Origin of the sequence: Arthrobacter livingstonensis, from assembly GCF_003219815.1 — a bacterium.
Taxonomy (GTDB): Bacteria; Actinomycetota; Actinomycetes; order Actinomycetales; family Micrococcaceae; genus Specibacter; species Specibacter livingstonensis.
On record NZ_QJVD01000009.1, the window covers coordinates 74,086 to 90,050 of the forward strand.

Sequence of the window (15,965 nt, forward strand, 5' to 3'; positions counted from 1 at the left end):
GCCTGCCTGCCGCCCGACGCCGGAACTCCCCTCCCGCTTCCGTCCCTTGCATTGCCGTCCGGGGGCGTCACTTGCCGGCGGCGGGTCCCCTGCCCCGAATGATCGCTCTCAGGCGCTCCACCCGCACGGACAGGTCCCGTTCCACGCCGTTGCCATTGGGCTTGTAGTAGTCCCGGCCCACGAGGTCATCCGGCGGATATTGCTGGGTGGCAATGGAGTGAGGGGAATCGTGGGAGTAAATATAGCCCTTGCCATGGCCCAGTCCGGCAGAACCGGCATAGTGGGCGTCGCGCAGCGGCGGCGGGACCATGGTGCCACGCCCGGCCCGGACATCGGCAATGGCTGCATTGATTCCGTTGTAGGCCGCGTTGGACTTGGGCGCCGTGGCCACATGCACCACGGCCTCGGCCAGGATGATCCTGGCCTCGGGCATGCCGATCAAGGCCACAGCCTGGGCCGCCGCCACGGCCGTCTGCAGTGCGGTGGGGTCCGCCATGCCCACGTCCTCGGCGGCGGAGATCATGATGCGGCGGCTGATGAAGCGCGGATCCTCCCCCGCCTCGAGCATCCGGGCCAGGTAGTGGAGTGCGGCGTCGACGTCGGAGCCCCGCACCGATTTAATGAACGCGCTGATGATGTCGTAGTGCTGGTCCCCCGCCCGGTCGTAGCGCACCGCGGCGGCGTCGATGGCGCGTTCGGCAAGGGCCAGGTCGACCACGGCGGGGGTTCCGCCGTCGGGCCCGTCTTCGGTGCGTTCCTCGGAGAGGGCGACGCCGGCCGCGGCCTCCAAGGTGGTCAAGGCACGGCGCGCGTCCCCGCTGGCCAGCCGGACCAGGTGGTCAAGGGCCTCCTCGGTCAGCGTGACCAGTCCGTCGAGGCCGCGTGGATCGGTGACTGCCCGTTCCACGAGGCCCTGGATGTCACCGTTGGTCAGCGGTTTAAGTGTCAGCAGGATCGAGCGGGAGAGCAGCGGGGAAACAACGGAGAACGAAGGGTTTTCGGTGGTGGCGGCGATCAGCACCACCCAGCGATTCTCCACGCCGGGCAGCAGCGCATCCTGCTGCGCCTTGTTGAAGCGGTGGATTTCATCCAGGAACAATACGGTGGTGCGTCCGTGCAGGTCACGGTCCGTGAGGGCCTGGTCCATGACGCGCCGGACGTCCTTGACGCCGGCGGTGATGGCGGAAAGCTCCACGAACTTCCGTCCCGGCCCCCGGGCAATCACATGGGCCAGCGTGGTCTTGCCGGTCCCGGGCGGCCCCCACAGCATGACGGAGGCGGGACCGGCCGGGCCGCCCGAGGTGCCGCCGCCGGCCAGCAGCTGCAGCGGCGAGCCGGGGGCCAGCAGGTGCTGCTGGCCCACCACCTCCGCCAGGGTGCGCGGACGCATCCGCACGGCCAGCGGGCTGCGCGGGCGCGATCCGCCGGGGGACGCGCCGCCCAGGGTGGGGGTGCCGGCGTCGTTCTCCCCGTCGTCCTCAAACGCGCTGTCAAAAAGATCGCTCACCCCCTTAGCCTATCGGGGCGGTGGACGCTTGCCGGGTATCGTGGCAGGCGTGAGACCCCCAACGCGCACCGCCTTTGTCCCCGCCGCCCGCCTGCCCGGCTGGCTGGAGCGTTTTTCGGACGCGCACGGGGGCCTGGCTTCGCAGGCAGACACGGACGACGGCGTTGCGTTGCGCATGCTCGACGGTGCCGTGGCTCTCCTCTCGCCTCCGTGGCCCGACGACGGCCGCCCCGGGCGCGGCTCCGACCTGCTGGGGCGGCTGGCGTCCCTCGCCTCGCAGGAACGCTCCACCGGCGTGGTGCTGGTGCGACGGGGCGGGTATGCCGTGGGGGTCGCTGTCGGCGGCCGGCTTCTGGCGCACAAGTGCGGCACCAAGTACATCCAGTCGCGGACGGCGGCCGGCGGGCAGTCGCAGCACCGCTTTGCCCGGCGGCGCGGCAAGCAGGCAGACGCCCTGGTGGTGAAGTCGTCGGAAGAGGCTGCGCGGATCTTCGCCGGACACGGTTTCGAATACCTGGCCACCGGCGGGGACAAGGCCCTGGTGGAGGACGTCCTGGCTGAACCAGTGCTCCGTCCCTACGCTGCACGGCCCCGGCTTGCGCCCTTGGCCGTGGCGGATCCCAATATGGCCGTGCTGACCCGGGCTGCGGCCGATTTTTGCGCCGTTCGCATCCAGGTCACCGACGCACCCTGAGACGCCGAACCAGCCGGTCCGGCAGGGATTGAAAAGACAGCACCTGCGGGTCATCATGGCCGTGACCCGCAGGTGCTGTCTTTTCAAGGAGTCGAACGGTCCCAGCGGCGTCGGTGAAGTGAATATGTGACACTGCAACACAGGCACAGCCCCCGTGACCCGCAGGAGGGGCTCAAGCCAGGTGAAAGCACCCATACCCAGGGCCCGGGAATTCGCCAGTGATTCGAAGAATTACGGCATCGCCATGTGCACCCACTTGGTGGATACCGCAGCTGATACCACCGCAACCATGCGTCAGCAGACGTTGGGCGCCCGGTACAGCGGGGCCTGGCGGTAGTGGTAGCGGGCCGACTCGGCAAACCCGGCACGTTTATACAGGGCCCGGCCCCCGGCGTTGGCTTCAGTGGCCACAAGCCAAAAGTTGGCGGCGCCCGCCTCCCGGCCGGCGTCGCGCAGCACGTCAAGAATGGCCGTTGCAACGCCCTGCCGCCGGAATTCCGGGTGCACGGCCATGCAGTAGATGCCGCCGCATCCGTCCAGGACCGTCAGCCTGCCGGTGCCAATAACGGCTCCGTGGCCGTCCAATGCGGTGGCATAGATGGAGGGCGTGCCGGTGACAATTGACCACGCAATGTGGCGCTCGGCCGCGCCTCCCCTGCCGTCCACGCGCCACCAGAGATCCAGCCATTCCGGCGACGGCGCATCCTCCAGAATCACATCCACCCCAGCCGTCGGCCCGGACGCGTCTGCACCTCGCCATCCAGCTGCAGCACCGCGTGCCGTCATGATGAGCGTCTCTGACCGCCGCGAATAGCCATGCCTGTCCAGGAGCCTGCCCAATTCATGGTTTTCGGGCCGGGCGGTCAACTGGAAAATGACCGGCTGGCGTTTGGCGGCATACCAAGCCGCGGCGGACCGCAGGGCCGCGTCAAGGTCCGCCGGCGCCGCGGCCGGCCACACGGAATTGGCCCGCTGTGTTACGGATCCTGCGGACCGCAGGATCCAGCCATCAAGGATCTCCCGCTCAGAGGCCAGCCATGCCCGGTCCATCAAGTTTTCAAGTTGGTCGAGCGCCTCTGGCAGCTGCGCGATCTGGGTCATTTCTCCATCGTAAACAAGTTGTAACGAGCCTGCCGCCGAAGCGACCGCGGCAGCCCACGGATCACCGACTTCGCCGCCCGAGGGCGCGGTGACGGCGGCGGGCGCCAGGTCCGACGTCGTCCGGGCAGTCTCCGGGCGGGCCTACCTGTCCGAAGGGCTCACCGTCGAAGGCCGGTAGGCAGCGTGAAGGCCGGCCTCCCAGAGGGAGACCGGCCTTCACTGTTATTTCCGGTGGCTACTTCGCGTCGGGCTTGGCTTCCGGCTTGAAGTCGACGCCCGCTTCCTTGCGCTGCTGCGCCGTAATGGCGGCAGGGGCTTGGGTCAGGGGGTCGTAGCCGCCGCCGGACTTCGGGAAGGCGATGACGTCGCGGATGGAGTCCACGCCGGCCAGCAGGGACACTGCGCGGTCCCATCCAATGGCGATTCCGCCGTGCGGCGGCGCTCCGAACTTGAAGCCCTCGAGCAGGAAGCCGAACTTGGTCTGCGCGGCCTCGTTGTCCAGGCCCATGAGCTCAAACACGCGTTCCTGCACGTCGCGCTGGTGGATGCGGATGGAGCCGCCACCAATCTCGTTGCCGTTGCAGACGATGTCGTAGGCGTAAGACAGCGCGCTCTCCGGGTCCTTGTCAAAGGTGTCCATGAACTCGGGCTTGGGCGAGGTGAACGCGTGGTGCACGGCGGTCCACTGGCCGCTGCCCACTGCCACGTCGCCGGAGGCCACGGCGTCAGCCGTGCGCTCGAACATGGGTGCGTCAACAATCCACACAAAGGCCCAGTCGGCCGGGTTGATCAGGCCGGTGCGGTGGCCGATCTCCACGCGCGCTGCCCCGAGCAGGGCGCGCGAGGGGTTGACTTCACCGGCGGCGAAGAAGATGCAGTCGCCGGGCTTGGCGCCGACGGCCCCGGCCAGGGCGGCCCGTTCGGTGTCGGAAAGGTTCTTGGCAACCGGGCCGGCCAGCTCGCCGTCCTCCTTGAGCAGGACGTAGGCCAGGCCCCGGGCACCGCGCTGCTTGGCCCATTCCTGCCAGGCGTCCAGCTGGCGGCGCGGCTGTGCGGCCCCGCCGGGCATGACAACCGCGCCCACGTATGGGGCCTTGAACACGCCAAAGCCCGTGTCCTTGAAGAACCCGGTCATCTCCGTCAGTTCCAGGCCAAAGCGCAGGTCAGGCTTGTCCGAGCCGTAGCGGGCCATGGCGTCGCGGTACGTCATGCGCTGAATGGGCGTCGGGATCTCGACGTCGATCAGCTTCCACAGCGCCGTGACAACCTTTTCGCCGAGGGCAATGATGTCGTCCTGGTCCACAAACGACGCTTCGATGTCCAGCTGCGTGAACTCGGGCTGGCGGTCGGCGCGGAAGTCCTCGTCGCGGTAGCAGCGGGCGATCTGGTAATACTTTTCAAAGCCGCCCACCTGCAGGAGCTGCTTGAACAGCTGCGGGGACTGGGGCAGTGCGTACCAGGATCCGGGTGCCAGGCGGGCCGGCACCAGGAAGTCACGGGCGCCCTCCGGCGTCGAACGCGTCAGGGTCGGGGTCTCGATCTCCACATAGCCCTGCTCATGCAGGAGCTCGCGGGCCACGCGGTTTGCCTCCGAGCGCAGTCGCAGGTTGTGCTGCATGCCCGGACGGCGCAGGTCCAGATAGCGGTGCTTCAGGCGTGCTTCCTCGCCGACCTCCACGTGTTCGTCGATCTGGAACGGCAGCGGGGCGGCCTCATTGAGTACGACGACGTCATCGGCCACGACCTCGATCTCACCCGTGGCGAGACCTGGGTTTTCGTTGCCCTCGGGACGCCGTGAGACCGAACCGGTGATTTGCAGCACGTATTCGTTGCGCAGCGAGTGGAACACCTCTTCCTCGCGGACCACAATCTGCGACACGCCCGACTCGTCACGCAAGTCAAGGAACGCCACACCACCATGGTCACGACGGCGGGCAACCCACCCCGAGAGGGTAACAGTCTGTCCAATGTGCTCAGCCCGCAGGGAGCCCAGGTCATGTGTGCGCAGCACAGCATTCCTTTCAATTGTGATCTCCGGCCCGTGCGACCGGGCCATAAGTTTGTCTTCGCTCGAGTTTACCGGGGAATCGAAGAGCGGGTGGTCGCGTCGCGACCCCGGCGGCGGCCCGGCGCGTAGCGACGGTGGGGGCTGGCGGTGTGGTGGGCGCCGCAGCGTCCGCTTCGACGGAGTCGTGTGCGGCGCGCGCGGGCACCAGCCCCCACCTCGCGAGAGCGCCGGACCCGCCGCAGCAGGACGGTTACGCGGTGACGATCTGCGGCTTGAGGTCTTCTGCCGGCGGCATCCAGGTGCCCGGGTCTGCCGCCAGCTGTTCGCCGGAGCGGATGTCCTTGACCTGGTGGGCGCCGTCGCCGTCGGTAAACCAGACGTACGGGATGCCCCGCTTGTCCGCATACTTTATCTGCTTGCCGAATTTGTCCGCCTTGGCGGCAACTTCCGTGGAGATCCCGCGGGCACGCAGCGACGCGGCCACTTCCTGGGCTGCGGTCCAGCTGTCCTCGTCGGCCAGGGCGACCAACACAGCCGTGGGAACGCTGCGGGAGGACTTGGCAAATTCCTGACTGAGGATGCGGGACACCAGGCGCGTGACGCCAATGGACAGCCCGACGCCGGGGAACTTGCGGCTGCCCTTGGATGCCAGGGCGTCGTAGCGTCCGCCTGAACAAATGGAACCCAGGGCCTCGTGGCCCACCAGCACCGTCTCATAGACGGTACCGGTGTAGTAGTCCAGGCCGCGGGCAATGGAAAGGTCCGCGACAACGGAACCGGGCGCGCTCGTCACCGCTGCGGCGATGACCTGCTCCAGTTCATTCAGGCCCTCTTCCATCAGTTCATTGGTGACGCCCAGGGCGCGCACCTTGGCCACAAAGGAAGTGTCTTCGGTGCGGATTGAGGCCAGGGCCAAGGCTTGGGCAGCTTGTTCAGCCGTGGCGCCCAGCTCGCTTGTGAGCAACCCGGCCACCGCTTCGGCGCCAATCTTCTCCAGCTTGTCGATGCTGCGCAGCACCCCGGCCGTATCCGCCAGTCCGATGCCGCGGTAAAATCCTTCGGCCAGCTTGCGGTTGTTGATGCGCAGCTTGAAGGCCGGGATGGGCAGGGCGGACAGGGCCTCGGCAATAACGAGGGCCAGTTCGACGTCGTAGCGGAACGGCAGCACACCGTCGCCCACCACGTCGATGTCCGCCTGGGTGAACTCGCGCGCACGGCCCTCCTGGGGACGCTCGCCGCGCCACACTTTTTGGATCTGGTAGCGGCGGAACGGAAAGGAAAGGTAGCCGGCGTTTTCCACCACGTAGCGGGCAAACGGCACCGTCAGGTCAAAATGCAGCGCCAGCTGGTTGGGGTCTTCCCTGGCTCCCGTCGCGGCATTGCCGTCGTCGTCCTGCAGGCGTGAGAGCGCGTAGACCTCCTTGTCGATCTCACCCTTGCGCAGCAGCTGCCCCACGGTCTCCACGGCCCGGGTCTCCACCGAGCCAAAGCCGTGCAGTTCAAAGGTGCGACGAAGCGTGTCCAGCACATGCTGCTCGACCAGCCGCTCCTGTGGCAGCCACTCGGGGAAACCTGACAGGGAGGCGTTGCGTGCCATGGGTGGGACTCTCCTAGCAACTTGGGTGAAACGGGCCGGCCCCGGACAAACGGGGCCATCCACAGTCCACGTAACAAAGTGATCGCGTGCAAATCCAGCCACCGTGTTACGCATCTGCAAGGCAAATACGTGGGTAAACTGACATCCGGCTGCCATTTTATAAGGATTTGGCGGGCCTCCCCAACCAGTTCCGTGCAGCTTGACTGTTGCGCGGTCCCGGGCCCATCGACGAATCCATGGAGAACCACCGTTGGCTAACAGCAAGAAGGACGCCCGGGAAGCCAAGACGCGCATCGCGCGGATGGCGGCCAACCGGCAGATGCACCAGGAACAGCTGGCACACCGCAAGCGGGATAACATCGTTGCCATCGCTGCGATGGCCGTTGCCCTCGCCGTGGCTGTGGTCCTTGCGCTGACGGTGTTCGCCGGTCCCAAGAACGACGCCGCTGCCACGGACGCTCCGAGCGCCGCCCCGTCCGCGTCCCCCACCGCCAGCGCAGCCGTGGAAACCAACAGCCCGACGGTCCCGAAGGCAGCGACCGCCCAAGGCAAGACGTTTTCCGGTTCCTTGGTGCTCAATGGCCAGCCGATGGGCGTGGAGTTTGACGGCGCCAAGGCCCCGCAGGCCACCGCGGTGTTCAAGTCGCTGGCGGACAGCAAGTTCTTTGCTGGCAAGAACTGCCACCGCCTGACGGATTCCACCGACTTTGCACTGTTGCAGTGCGGTTCGCTCAAGGGTGACGGCAACGGCGACCCGAGTTATCAGTGGGGCCCGGTGGAAAACTCACCCACCAGCGGCGTCTACCCCGCGGGCAGCATCGCGGTGGCCCGTGGCAGCAGCACCTACAGCAACGGCACCCAGTTTTTCATCACCTACAGGGACACCACCCTGCCGCAGACCGCTGGCGGCTACACCCTGGTCGGCAAGGTCACCAGCGGCCTGGACGTCGTGACCAAGATAGCTGCCGGGGGCATCACCCCGGGGGCCGCCGGAGCCGCCGACGGTGCACCCAAGACCAAGGTGACGATAGACTCGCTTACGCTGAAGTAAATGCGACGGCCACACATTCGACGGGCGCCACCGCGCCCACCGAAGCACAGCACCTTCGATCCCGGCCACATCGATTTGCGTATTAGACCTGCCAGATTTCCCTCCAGCGAAAGACTTTTAGCGGTGACACACAGTCAACAATCCGACGAATCAACGTCCATGGCCACTGAGCCGGCAGACGCCCAGGCTCCCGTGACCGGGCCGGTCCCTGTGAATGAGACGGCCCCTGAAACCGCACCGGCCCCTGCCGAAGATACGGAAGGCACGGCGCCGCAAGCGCCAGCCGAGCCCGCAGCCGACGCCGCGCCCGAAGCACCAGCCGAGCCCGCAGCCGACGCCGCGCCCGAAGCACCAGCCGAGCCCGCAGCAACACCCGCGCCCGCCCCGTCAGCTCCGTCTCCGGCAGCCTTTGCAGCCAGGCCCAAGGCCCCCGCCGCGCCCGCCGCCGCACCGGTTCCCGCGCCGGCACCTGCCGCCGCAGCCGTCAACTTGGAGGAGGCGGCCAAGTTTGGCCGTGCCGAGGACGACGGCCGTGTATTCCTGAAGCTGGATGGCCAAGAGTTCCCTGTGGGCCAGTACCCCGGAACCAGCAAGGACGAGGCCCTGGCCTACTTTGCCCGCAAGTTCGAGGAGATCACCGCCCAGGTCACCTTGCTTGAGCAGCGAGTGGAGGCGAAGGCCCCCACGACAGACATGGTCAAGACGGTCAACCACCTCCGTGCGCTGCTCGGTGAGCGTACCTCAGTTGGCAATGTCAACGGCGAACTTGCCCGACTGGCGGGCCTGGAGGAAGCCATCAGCTCCCTTCAGACGCACGAACGCGCAGCCCATGAAGCAGCCCGCGGCACGGAACTTGCCGCCCGCGAAGCCATTGTGGCCGAGGCCGAGGCGATTGCCGGCGAGGACCCCACCAGCGTCATGTGGAAGGTCAGCAGCGCCCGCATGAACGAACTCTTTGAGACGTGGAAGCAGGCACAAAAGACCGGCATGCGTCTTGGCCGTGCCACCGAGGAGGGACTGTGGAAGCGGTTCCGTAGCGCCCGCACCGTCTTTGACCGCCACCGACGCGCCTACTTCTCCCAGCTCGACAACAACAATGCCGCCGCCAAGTCCGCGAAGGAAGCATTGATTGCCGCGGCGGAGGAACTTTCCTCCTCCACGGAATGGGGCTACGCCGCCGGCGAGTACCGCCGCTTGATGGACGAGTGGAAGGCGTCGCCGCGCGCCAGCCGCAAGGATGACGACGCGCTCTGGAACCGGTTCCGTGCCGCACAGGACAAATTCTTCAAGGCCCGCCAGTCTGCCAACGAGGCCATCGACGAGGAATTCGGCGCCAACCTGGTGGTCAAGGAAGCCCTTATCACCGAGGCCCAGGCTCTGCTTCCCGTCAAGGACCTGGCTATCGCCAAGAAATCCCTGCAGTCCGTCCGGGACCGTTGGGAAGAGGCAGGCAAGGTTCCACGGGCAGACATGCAGCGTGTGGAGGCAGCCCTGCGCAAGGTGGAGGACGCGGTCCGGTCCGCCGACGAGGACAACTGGCGCCGCAGCGATCCCGAGGCCAAGGCCCGCACCAGCAGCGCCCTGACCCAGCTCGAGGCCACCATTGCGGGCCTGAGGGAAGATCTCGCCTCTGCGAAGAAGGCCGGGGACGCCCGCAAGGTTGCCAAGGCCACTGAGGCACTCGAGGCACGGGAACTGTGGCTCGAACAAATCCAGAAGGCAGCCGAGGACTTTAGCTGACCACACGTTTTACAGGGCCTTCGGGCCGGGTTGTCCACAATCCGGCCCGAAGGCCTTTTTGCTGCCCGCGACGAAGGTGCACGCTGGGCGTATGAGTATTTCCCTTGAGCCCGCCGGCATCCTGGCCCCGGGTGGCCAATTCACCCTTGCCGAGCTATGTGCCATGCGGCAGGACGGCGTGCTCGCCCACGTATACGGCCAGGCGTTCCGCTCCATCGCGGAACCGGAGACCCCTGCCCTCCGCGCGGCTGCCCTGGCCGTCCAGGTTCCAGCGGGGCTCGCGGAGCGTGCCGTGTTGGGCCGCAGCGCGGCGGCCTGGATTTATGGCTGCGCTCCCCCGCCCCCAGTCATCTGCCTGCTGATCCCGAGAGAGCATCGAACCAGCACACTACCGCCACATAGCGGATGCGTCCTCCATGAAGTCCGGCTGGACAAATACGACGTCGATCGGCTGGGCGGCGCCCAGGTCACCTGTGCGCTGCGCACGGCAGTGGACGTCGCCACGAACGAGACCGTGGACGTGGCCGTGCCGGTGTTGCTGGCACTGGCAGGAACTGCCGGGCTGAACTGCCCCCTGGGGCGCATCAGTGCGGCCATCTCCCTGGTGCGGCATGTCCCCGGGAAGCGGCGGGCGCAGGCGCTGGTCCGATCCCTGCTCGAGCGCTAATTCCGGCGCTGCGAGCCCGAGACCCGGTAGACGTCGAACACGCCGTCGATCCGGCGAACGGCGTTCAGCACATGGTGCAGGTACTTCGGATCGCCCATTTCAAAGGCAAACTTTGACAGGGCAACGCGGTCCCGCGAGGTGTTGACGCTGGCAGCCAGGATGTTGACATGGCTTTCGGACAGCACGCGCGTGACGTCCGAAAGCAGGCTCTTGCGGTCAAGTGCCTCCACCTGGATCTCCACCAGGAACACGCCGGACTGGGTGGGGGCCCATTCAACGTCCACCAGCTTGTCCGGCTCATTCTTCAGGTGCAGCAGGTTGGGGCAGTCCTCGCGGTGCACGGAAACACCCGAGCCCTTGGTGACGTACCCGGCAATCGGGTCGGGCGGGACGGGTGTGCAGCAGCGGGCCAGCTTGACCAGCACTTCACCCACGCCGTGCACAATGACGCCGGAATCCGACACCCTCGAGCGGGCGTTGGAGACGTGCGTGGCCACGGGCGGTGCGGCGTCCTCAATGTCATCATTGACGCCCAGTACGTCCACCAGGCGCTCCACCACGGACTGGGCGGAGGTGTGCCCGTCCCCGACGGCCGCATACAACCCGGCAATGTCCACATAGCGAAAGTGCTGCGTGACCGCCAGGAGCGCGTCATGGGTCATCATCTTTTGCAGCGGCAGGTTTTGCTTGCGCATCGCCTTGGTGAGCAGGTCCTTGCCCTTTTCAATGGACTCTTCGCGGCGTTCCTTGCTGAACCACTGGCGGATCTTGTTCCGGGCGCGGGCGCTCTTGACGAAGTTCTGCCAGTCCTGGCTGGGACCGGCCCCTTCAGCCTTGGACGTGAAGATTTCCACGGTGTCGCCGTGTTCAAGCTCGCTGTTGAGCGGCACCAGCTTGCCGTTGACACGGGCGCCAATGGTGCGGTGCCCCACCTCCGTGTGGACGGCATAGGCAAAGTCCACCGGGGTGGAGCCGGATGGCAGCGCGATGACCTGGCCCTTGGGCGTGTAGACGAACACCTCGCGCGCGTTCATCTCGTAGCGCAGGGAATCCAAAAATTCGTTGGGATCCGACGTTTCCTGCTGCCAGTCCACAAGGGTGCGCAGCCAGTTCATCTCTTCCTGGCCGGACACGGGACTCTTGCTGCCGGTCTTGTACTTCCAGTGTGCGGCCACGCCGTATTCGGCGCGCTGGTGCATCTCGTGGGTGCGGATCTGTATTTCCACCGGCTTTCCGCCCGGTCCGATCACCGTGGTGTGCAGCGACTGGTACATGTTGAACTTCGGCATGGCGATGTAGTCCTTGAACCGGCCGGGCAGCGGGTTCCAGCGCGCATGGATGGTGCCCAGCGCCGCGTAACAGTCACGGACCGTGTCCACGAGCACACGCACGCCCATCAGGTCATTGATGTCGTCAAAGTCCTTGGCCCGGACCACCATCTTTTGGTACACCGAGTAGTAGTGCTTGGGCCTGCCGGTGATTTCGGCCTTGATCTTGGCGGCCTTGAGGTCCTCGTTGATTTGGCGGCGGATGACCGTCAGCTGCTTTTCCCGCTCCGGGGTCCGGTCCTGGACCATGCGCACCAGCTCTTCGTACACCTTCGGGTACAGGGCGGCAAAGGAGAGGTCTTCCAGCTCCCACTTGATGGTGTTCATGCCCAGCCTGTGGGCGAGCGGGGCAAAGATGTCCAGCGTCTCCCGTGCCTTCCGGCCGGAGGATTCAGCGGAGACAAACCGCCAGGTGCGTGCGTTATGCAGCCGGTCCGCCAGCTTGATCACCAGCACCCTGATGTCCTGGGCCATGGCGATAACCATCTTGCGGACGGTCTCGGCCTGGGCGGAGTCCCCAAACTCCACCTTGTCGAGCTTGGTCACGCCGTCCACGAGCTTGGCGATCTCATCGCTGAAGTCGTGCCGGAGTTCATCGAGCGTGTAGGGAGTGTCTTCCACGGTGTCGTGGAGAAGGGCTGCGGCCAAGGTGGGGCCGGCCATGCCCAGCTCAGCCAGTATGGTGGCGACGGCCACCGGATGGGTAATGTAGGGGTCCCCGCTCTTGCGCTTTTGCCCCTCGTGGTATTTTTCGGCAACCGCGAAGGCCCGTTGGATGAGGTCGAAGTCTTCCTTGGGGTTGTTGGCCCGCACAATGCGCAGCAGCGGTTCCAGAATGGGCGCGTAGCTTTCGGTGGACCACCCGGTCAGGCGGGCCAGCCGGGACCTGGTGCGTTCCCGGCGGCCCGGGAACGTTGGCCGCAGCTCCGCCGCGCGGTGTGTGCCGTCCCCTGCCCTGCCGGCGTTGCCTTCGGCGGGACTGCTGCCGGCGTTGCCTTCGGCGGGACTGCTGCCGGCGTTGCCTTCGGCGGGACTGCTGCCGGCGTTGCCTTCGGCGGGACTGCTGCCGGCGTTGCCTTCGGCGGGACTGCTGCCGGCGTTGCCTTCGGCGGGACTGCTGCCGGCGTTGCCTTCGGCGGGACTGCTGCCGGCGTTGCCGTCCACTTTCGCTGCTCCCACCTCAGCAGCGGTGTTGTCCCCGGTACCGCCGGCCAAAATTCCATGCGAGGGTGATTGATCGCTCACTTCGCCTGACCTCCCTCGTCTTCCCTGGCCCGATGCCGCCACTGCCGGACGTGTAAAGGGGCCCACAGCATTTATCCAGTGTAATCCCGGTACAGCGGCACCTTGGACCAGTACGGCAGGGGCCGGCAGCGGCGCAATGTGCGCTGCTGCCGGCCCCTGCCTGGCGTCTGGGCCCAAGCGGTCCTAGGCGTCCACGGTTTCCGCCGCACGGCGGGCCTTGACCTTCTTGGCCTGCTTGAGCAGTTCCGGTTCCTTCCCACGCAGCCATGCGTACATGGGTGCTGCGACGAAGATGGTGGAGAAGGTGCTCACTATGATGCCGATGAACAGTGCCAGTGAGAGGTCGCGCAGGGTGCCGGCGCCCAACAGCAGGGCGCCGATGAACAGGATGGACCCCACGGGCAGCACGGCCACCATCATGGTGTTGATGGAACGGACAAGCGTCTGGTTGACGGCCAGGTTGACCTCTTCGCCAAAGGTCCGCCGGGTGGAGGTTTTTATGTCCGCGGTATTTTCGCGGATCTTGTCAAACACCACCACTGTGTCATAGAGCGAATAGCTCAAGATCGTCAGGAAGCCAATGATGGCCGACGGCGTCACCTCAAACTCCGACGCCGCATAAATTCCGGCGGTGACCACCATGACCACCAGCAGGCCCACGATCGCCGCTACGGACATTCGCCAGGTGCGGAAATACAGCGCCATCATGAGGGTGGCAAGCAGCACGAACACGATAAAGCCGATGATGGCCTGCCGTGAGACGTCCTGACCCCAGGTCGGGCCGACGAACGTGGAGGTGACTTGGTCATTGCTCACACCATAAGCGGTCGTCAGTGCCTTCTTGACCTTGCTGGTCTGATCATCGGAGAGACGGTCGGTCTGCACCTGCATGGTCTTGCCGGCAATGTTGGTGACCACGGCTACCGTGCCGGGGGCGCCTTCGGACACTGCCTTCTCGCCGATGGACGGGCTGGTGTTGGCAACATTGGAGATGGTGAACTGGGAACCGCCCCTGAACTCGATGCCGAAGTTGAACCCTCCACCCAGGAGCGGGACCAGGAGGGAGAGCAGCACGGCAACACCGGCGATGCTGAACCAGATCTTGCGCTTGCCGACAAACTCATAGCTCCGTTCGCCGGTGTAAAGTTCGTTGCCGAATGTGGCGAAACTCTTCATTACTTGCTCTCCTTGAAGTCGTCACTGGGCTCGGCCTTCTTGGCACCGGCGCCCCGGCTGCCCACCATCTCCGCTTCCTTGGCGGCCAGCCGCCGTTCGGCAATGGTCTGGCGGCGTTCGGCCTCCCCAGCAGCCCTGGAGTTCTTCCCCTTTGACACGGCGAGCGTGTCCTCGGGCGAACGGAACCGCCCGGCACCGCGGTACAGCGGCACGGCGCCAAGCTGTTTGGGATCCAGCCCGGAGAAGTGGTGACCTTCGCCGAAGAATTTCGTGCGCGCCAGCAGCTGCAGCGTGGGGTGGGTGAACATGAAGACCACGATGAGGTCGGCCACAGCGGTCAGGCCAAGCGTGAAGGCGAAGCCCTTGACGTTGCCCACGGAGACGAAGTAGAGCACCAGCGAGGCGAGAATGTTCACCGCCTTGGACGCCAGGATGGTGCGTTTGGCACGCATCCAGCCGTTTTCAACGGCAGCCACCAGTCCGCGGCCGTCGCGCAGTTCGTCCCTGACGCGTTCAAAGTACACGATGAAGGAGTCCGCGGTTTGGCCGATGGAAACAATGATGCCGGCGACGCCCGCCAGGGACAGCCGGTAGTTCTCCGACCAGCCGAGCAGGATGATGGCCAGGTAGGTCAGGCCGCCGGCGATGACCAGCGAAAAGATGGTGACCAAGCCGAGGGCGCGGTACTGGAACAGCGAGTAAATAACCACCAGGGCCAGGCCGATCAAGCCAGCGAGCAGGCCCATTTCAAGCTGCTGCAGACCCAAGGTCGCGGAGATTTGCTCATCGGACTGGATGGTGAAGCTGATGGGCAGGGCGCCAAACTTCAGCTGATCCGCCAGGGCCTTGGCGCTGTCCTCGGTGAAGTTACCTGTGATGGAGGACTGTCCGTCGGTGATCACGGCCTGGGAGGCCGGTGCCGAGACCACATTGCCATCCAGCACGATCGCAAAGCGTGCCTGGGGATCGTTCTGGTTGGCCAAATACTTCGCGTACAGGCGCTGGGTGACTTCCTTGAACTTCGCGGCACCTTCCGGCTTCTTCAGCGTCAGGGCAACCTGCCACTGGTTTGTCGTCGCCCCCTGGGCACCGGTCTGCAGGCCATACGACGCTGTCTGGATCAGGTTGCCCGGAATTTCCACTGGGCCCAGGATGTACTTGAAGCCGGAATCGGCCTCACAGGCCACCATCGGCTTCGCCGGGTCTGCGCTGGTGTTCGGCGGCGTCGTTGGTGCCACGCAGCTGGTGGCCTCATACTCCTTCATGACCGCGGCGTCCACCCAGTTGGGGTCGCTGAAGTTGGTGGGCTTGGCGGTGGGCTTGGGCAGCTTGTCGGCCGGGGTGCGCTGTGCCACGGGCACGGCACCGGCTGCGGCCTCGCTGGAGACGATCACGGGGCGGAAGTTCATGTTGGCCGAGGCCGTGATGAGGGCCCGCTGCTCATCGGTGGGCGCGCCGGGCATTTGGACAACGACGTTCTTCCCACTCTGGGTGGAGATCTGCGACTCTGACACGCCGGAACCGTCCACGCGCTGGCGGATGATGGACACGGCCTGGTTCAACTGGTCGGCGGAAACGCTCCCGTTGCCCTCTACCTTGGGCTCCAGGATCATCTGGGTTCCGCCCTCAAGGTCCAAGCCAAGCTTGGGCGCCCAGGACGCGGCACCGGAGAGGACGCCGCCACTCACAGCAATAATGCAAACGATAATGAGCGCCGCCAGCCACAGAAGTGTTCTGCGCGCTATCGACGTCGGGCCGGTTCGTGCCATCAAGGGATCCTTCTATTGGTCACGGGTGAATGAACATGGCAAAACTGCCGCAGCAGGTAAAGCCCGCTGCAGCAGCGCCAAC

The 15,965-nt window shown here is 65.8% G+C and carries 11 protein-coding genes; 4 read left to right on the top strand and 7 right to left on the bottom strand.

Going from position 1 to position 15,965, the window contains the following annotated elements:
• Positions 1-67: 67 nt before the first annotated feature.
• Positions 68-1,507, bottom strand: a complete 1,440-nt coding sequence (locus tag CVV68_RS10055; RefSeq protein WP_110500874.1) for a replication-associated recombination protein A — start codon at positions 1,505-1,507, stop codon at positions 68-70.
• 49 nt (positions 1,508-1,556) lie between these two features.
• On the opposite strand from CVV68_RS10055, the gene CVV68_RS10060 reads away from it, so the two are divergent.
• On the top strand, positions 1,557-2,201 hold the full coding sequence (locus tag CVV68_RS10060; protein ID WP_245933456.1) for an acVLRF1 family peptidyl-tRNA hydrolase: 645 nt from the start codon (positions 1,557-1,559) through the stop codon (positions 2,199-2,201).
• A gap of 294 nt (positions 2,202-2,495) precedes the next feature.
• On the opposite strand, the gene CVV68_RS10065 is transcribed toward CVV68_RS10060, so the two are convergent.
• The 3 genes from CVV68_RS10065 to hisS all read right to left on the bottom strand — a co-directional run bounded on the left by CVV68_RS10065 (position 2,496) and on the right by hisS (position 6,907).
• Entirely contained in the window at positions 2,496-3,302 is an 807-nt protein-coding gene (locus tag CVV68_RS10065) for a GNAT family N-acetyltransferase (protein WP_110500876.1), read from the bottom strand.
• Positions 3,303-3,537: 235 nt separating this feature from the next.
• Positions 3,538-5,313, bottom strand: coding sequence for an aspartate--tRNA ligase (gene aspS, locus CVV68_RS10070; RefSeq protein ID WP_211320786.1), 1,776 nt, complete (start codon positions 5,311-5,313; stop codon positions 3,538-3,540).
• Positions 5,314-5,560: 247 nt separating this feature from the next.
• Positions 5,561-6,907, bottom strand: a complete 1,347-nt coding sequence (hisS, locus tag CVV68_RS10075; protein ID WP_110500878.1) for a histidine--tRNA ligase — start codon at positions 6,905-6,907, stop codon at positions 5,561-5,563.
• A gap of 250 nt (positions 6,908-7,157) precedes the next feature.
• Between hisS and CVV68_RS10080 the strand changes: the two genes are divergently transcribed.
• The 3 genes from CVV68_RS10080 to CVV68_RS10090 all read left to right on the top strand — a co-directional run bounded on the left by CVV68_RS10080 (position 7,158) and on the right by CVV68_RS10090 (position 10,365).
• Complete coding sequence (locus CVV68_RS10080) at positions 7,158-7,958, top strand: peptidylprolyl isomerase (protein WP_110500879.1); 801 nt, start codon at positions 7,158-7,160, stop codon at positions 7,956-7,958.
• 123 nt (positions 7,959-8,081) lie between these two features.
• The gene (locus CVV68_RS10085) at positions 8,082-9,698 is read left to right on the top strand and encodes a DUF349 domain-containing protein (RefSeq protein ID WP_110500880.1); all 1,617 of its coding nucleotides are present in this window, start codon (positions 8,082-8,084) and stop codon (positions 9,696-9,698) included.
• Between the two features lie 91 nt (positions 9,699-9,789).
• Positions 9,790-10,365 (top strand): hypothetical protein, encoded by a 576-nt coding sequence (locus CVV68_RS10090; RefSeq protein WP_110500881.1) that lies wholly within the window; start codon positions 9,790-9,792, stop codon positions 10,363-10,365.
• Here CVV68_RS10090 and CVV68_RS10095 read toward each other — a convergent pair.
• The 3 genes from CVV68_RS10095 to secD all read right to left on the bottom strand — a co-directional run bounded on the left by CVV68_RS10095 (position 10,362) and on the right by secD (position 15,883).
• On the bottom strand, positions 10,362-12,617 hold the full coding sequence (locus tag CVV68_RS10095) for a RelA/SpoT family protein (RefSeq protein ID WP_110500961.1): 2,256 nt from the start codon (positions 12,615-12,617) through the stop codon (positions 10,362-10,364). The two genes, CVV68_RS10090 and CVV68_RS10095, sit on opposite strands and share 4 nt — an antisense overlap.
• Before the next feature lie 504 nt (positions 12,618-13,121).
• Positions 13,122-14,114, bottom strand: a complete 993-nt coding sequence (gene secF / locus CVV68_RS10100; protein WP_110500882.1) for a protein translocase subunit SecF — start codon at positions 14,112-14,114, stop codon at positions 13,122-13,124.
• Positions 14,114-15,883, bottom strand: coding sequence for a protein translocase subunit SecD (secD, locus tag CVV68_RS10105; protein WP_110500883.1), 1,770 nt, complete (start codon positions 15,881-15,883; stop codon positions 14,114-14,116). Before secD ends, secF begins: the two co-directional genes overlap by 1 nt.
• Positions 15,884-15,965: the final 82 nt, after the last annotated feature.

Coding starts and splice junctions, on each gene's coding strand:
- CVV68_RS10065 (WP_110500876.1), bottom strand. CDS start 3,302: ATGACCCAGATCGCGCAGCTGCCAGAGGCGCTCGACCAACTTGAAAAC.
- hisS (WP_110500878.1), bottom strand. CDS start 6,907: ATGGCACGCAACGCCTCCCTGTCAGGTTTCCCCGAGTGGCTGCCACAG.
- CVV68_RS10090 (WP_110500881.1), top strand. CDS start 9,790: ATGAGTATTTCCCTTGAGCCCGCCGGCATCCTGGCCCCGGGTGGCCAA.
- secF (WP_110500882.1), bottom strand. CDS start 14,114: ATGAAGAGTTTCGCCACATTCGGCAACGAACTTTACACCGGCGAACGG.
- secD (WP_110500883.1), bottom strand. CDS start 15,883: ATGGCACGAACCGGCCCGACGTCGATAGCGCGCAGAACACTTCTGTGG.